This window comes from Pseudomonas sp. P5_B2, assembly GCF_056400445.1.
Window position 1 is genome coordinate 1 of record NZ_JBFULH010000422.1, and the last position, 3,600, is coordinate 3,600.

General features: G+C 58.2%; 5 protein-coding genes. 3 read left to right on the forward strand and 2 right to left on the reverse strand.

Annotated elements, in window-relative coordinates:
• Positions 1–888, forward strand: an 888-nt coding sequence (locus AC1DRJ_RS21665; RefSeq protein ID WP_477803940.1) for a SpoVR family protein, incomplete at its 5' end; no start/stop codon positions are given.
• Positions 889–951: 63 nt separating this feature from the next.
• Positions 952–2,181, forward strand: coding sequence for a multifunctional CCA addition/repair protein (locus AC1DRJ_RS21670; protein ID WP_477803941.1), 1,230 nt, complete (start codon positions 952–954; stop codon positions 2,179–2,181).
• Between the two features lie 82 nt (positions 2,182–2,263).
• On the opposite strand, the gene folK is transcribed toward AC1DRJ_RS21670, so the two are convergent.
• Both folK and folB read right to left on the reverse strand, forming a co-directional pair.
• Positions 2,264–2,782 (reverse strand): 2-amino-4-hydroxy-6-hydroxymethyldihydropteridine diphosphokinase, encoded by a 519-nt coding sequence (gene folK / locus AC1DRJ_RS21675; protein ID WP_477803942.1) that lies wholly within the window; start codon positions 2,780–2,782, stop codon positions 2,264–2,266.
• Entirely contained in the window at positions 2,773–3,129 is a 357-nt protein-coding gene (gene folB, locus AC1DRJ_RS21680; protein ID WP_477803943.1) for a dihydroneopterin aldolase, read from the reverse strand. The genes folK and folB overlap by 10 nt, the downstream gene beginning before the upstream one ends.
• 74 nt (positions 3,130–3,203) lie before the next feature.
• Between folB and AC1DRJ_RS21685 the strand changes: the two genes are divergently transcribed.
• Positions 3,204–3,600, forward strand: a 397-nt coding sequence (locus AC1DRJ_RS21685; RefSeq protein WP_477803944.1) for a glycerol-3-phosphate acyltransferase, incomplete at its 3' end; no start/stop codon positions are given.

Genomic DNA, 3,600 nt, shown 5'->3' on the forward strand with positions numbered 1-3,600 from the left:
GACAAGGACAATGCGCGCTTCCCCGCCGAACCTCAGGAAAACATCCTGTACTTCATCGAAAAACACGCGCCGCTACTGGAGCCGTGGCAGCGGGAAATCGTGCGGATCGTGCGCAAGATTGCTCAATACTTTTATCCACAGCGCCAGACCCAGGTGATGAACGAAGGCTGGGCCACGTTCTGGCATTACACGTTGATGAACGACCTGTACGACGAAGGCCTGGTCACTGACGGTTTCATGATGGAGTTCCTGACGTCCCACACCAGCGTGGTCTTTCAGCCGGGCTTTGACAGCCCTTACTACAGCGGAATCAACCCTTACACCCTCGGGTTTGCCATGTACCGCGACATCCGGCGCATGTGCGAAGAACCCACCGACGAAGATCGCCACTGGTTCCCGGAAATCGCCGGCACCGACTGGCTGTCGTCGATCAAGTTCGCCATGAGCAGCTTCAAGGATGAGAGTTTCATCCTGCAGTACCTGTCACCGAAAGTGATCCGTGACCTGAAATTGTTCAGCATTCTCGATGACGACCAGAAGGACGACCTGCTGGTGCCAGCGATCCACGATGAAGATGGCTATCGCATCATCCGTGAAACCCTCGCGGCGCAATACAACCTGGGGAATCGCGAGCCTAACGTGCAGATTTACAGCATTGACCGGCGCGGCGACCGATCCCTTACCCTGCGGCACCAGCAACATGATCGCAAGCCACTGGGAGAGTCCACCGAGGAAGTACTCAAGCACCTGCACCGCCTGTGGGGCTTTGATATTCACCTCGAAACACTGCAGGGGGATCAGGTCATGAAAACCCATCACGTACCACCCAGAAGTGAGCACAGCGAAGGAGATTACGGACGGCTGGACCTGGCCGTCATTCACCTTTGAGCGGGTTTGAACCTCCGAAAGTTCGGCGCAACGGTTATTCTGTCGAGCTAACGGAGGTTTTTTATGCAGATTTATAAAGTCGGTGGTGCGGTGCGAGATCGCCTGCTGGGCAAACCTGTCACCGATATCGACTGGGTGGTGGTGGGTGCCACGACCGAAGAAATGCTCGCCAAGGGGTTTCGCCCGGTGGGCGCGGACTTCCCGGTATTTCTTCACCCAAAAAGCGGTGAGGAATACGCCCTTGCCCGCACTGAACGCAAAAGTGGACGCGGTTACGGGGGCTTCACTTTTCACGCCAGCCCCGAAGTCACCCTCGAAGAAGACTTGATCCGTCGCGACCTGACAATCAATGCCATGGCCGAAGATGATCAGCAGAATCTGACCGATCCTTACCATGGCCAACGCGATCTTGAAGCGCGCCTGTTGCGTCACGTTTCCCCTGCTTTCGCCGAAGATCCACTCCGGGTCCTGCGCGTTGCCCGCTTTGCTGCGCGGTATGCGGCGCTGGGTTTTACCGTCGCGCCTGAGACCCTGGCATTGATGCGCCAACTCAGTGAGTCCGGCGAACTGGAGGCCTTGACCGCTGAACGCAGCTGGAAAGAAATCTCCCGGGCATTGATGGAGGATCAGCCGCAAGTGTTCATCGAGGTGCTGCGTGCGTGCGACGCACTCAAGGCGCTGATGCCGGAAGTCGACGCGCTGTTCGGTGTTCCACAACCGGAAGCTCACCATCCGGAAATTGACACCGGCCTGCACACCCTGAGTGTGCTTGAGCAATCAGCCTTGCATAAGCAACCGCTGACCGTGCGTTGGGCCTGCCTGCTGCACGACTTGGGTAAGGGGCTGACACCCGAAGAAGAATGGCCACGCCATATTGCCCACGAGCACACGGGCCTGAAGCTGATCAAATCGGTCAACGAACGCTTCAAGGCACCGAAAGATTGCCAGGAACTGGCGCTGTTGGTCGGGCAGTATCACACCCACAGCCATCGCGCCCTGGAGCTGAAACCTTCGACTTTGCTAGAGTTGCTGCAAAGCTTTGACGTTTACCGTCGGCCGCAGCGCTTTGAGGAATTTATCGCAGCGTGCGAAATGGACGCGCGCGGGCGTAAAGGTCTGGAGCAGAGAAGTTATCCACAGGCGGATTATTTGCGCGGGGCGGCGATGTCAGCCCGGAGCGTGGCGGTTCAGCCGTTGCTGGAGAAGGGGTTCAAGGGGCCGGAACTGGGTGAGGCGATCAAGCGTGAGCGGCTCAAAGCGTTGAAAGCCTACAAGGAAGAGGCGTCTGCCTGAAAAGCTTCGCGAGCAGGCTCGTCCCCACAGGTTTTGCATATCCCCTGTGGGAGCGATCCTGCTCGCGAAGGCGTCTTTCGCCTTACAACAAATTCGAAGGAGTCAGCTGCTCACCGCGCCACTCAAACGCCACCGGCGCCAACACCTGATCAATCTGCGCTTCGCCCCACAACGTCGCAAAGCTTTTGCCTGCGCCCGGATGCACTCGATCCGGCGCGATCAGCGATAACGGCCACAACACAAAAGCATTCTTGAGAATCTCTGCCCGCGGCAGGATCAAACCATCGAAATTGCCCACCAGATCACCAAACAACAGCACGTCGATATCCAGCGGCAAACCCTTGCGGTCCGGCGCATACCGACCATTGTCGGCCTCGATGAATTTCAGTCGACGGTCCAACTCCATCAACGACAGATCGGTGTACGCCGACACCACGAAATTGAAGAACGGTCCGCTCTTGATGCCCACCGGCTGGCTTTCGAACACGGCCGAACAGCGGATATCCACCAAAAACGCCACCAAAGCCTCCAGACCCGCCTGCAAATGGGTTTCACGCTCGATATTGCTACCGAGCCCGAGGTACACCTGAGTCAGCGACATCCGCGCTCAATCTCCACGCCCACACCACCGGTGGCCGCCGGGACAGCGCCAGGCTTGGTCAGCTTGAGACGCATCCAGGTGATATTGAATTCGCTCATCAGCAATTCGACCAGACGCTCGGCAAAGGTCTCGACCAGTTGATACTGCGCTTGCTCGGCAAATGCCTGGATGCGCGATGAAACACTGGCGTAATCGAGCGCCAGGGTCAGGTCATCACCGGCTGCCGCCGGGCGATTGTCCCAGGCGAAGCTCAGGTCAAGACGCAGGCATTGCCGGATGCCTCGCTCCCAGTCGTAGGCACCAATCACGGTGTCGACTTCCAGACCCTCGATAAACACTCTGTCCAAGCACTCTTCTCCACTGCACGACAAGGGCGCAATGCGCCGTTAGAATCAGGGCGTCCTCGCCCGGAATAGTTAGCATGTTTTGGTTATTGGCGATCCTCGCCTACCTGCTTGGCTCTCTGTCCTTCGCCATTTTGCTCAGCCGCCTGACCGGGAATCCCGATCCGCGAATGAGTGGCTCGGGCAATGCCGGCGCCACCAACATGTTGCGCTTGGCCGGCAAGAAACTCGCCATCCTGACTTTGCTTGGCGACCTCTGCAAAGGCCTGTTGCCCGTACTGTTTGCTGGCCTTGCGGGCCTTTCGCTGCAAGAACAAGCCTGGATCGGCATCTGCGCCGTCATTGGCCATCTGTTTCCAGTGTACTTCCGCTTTCGCGGCGGCAAAGGTGTCGCCACCGCTGCCGGCATGCTGATCGGGCTTTACCCGCCCGCCGCGCTGCTGGCGGTCTGTGCCTGGTTGCTGACGTTCTACC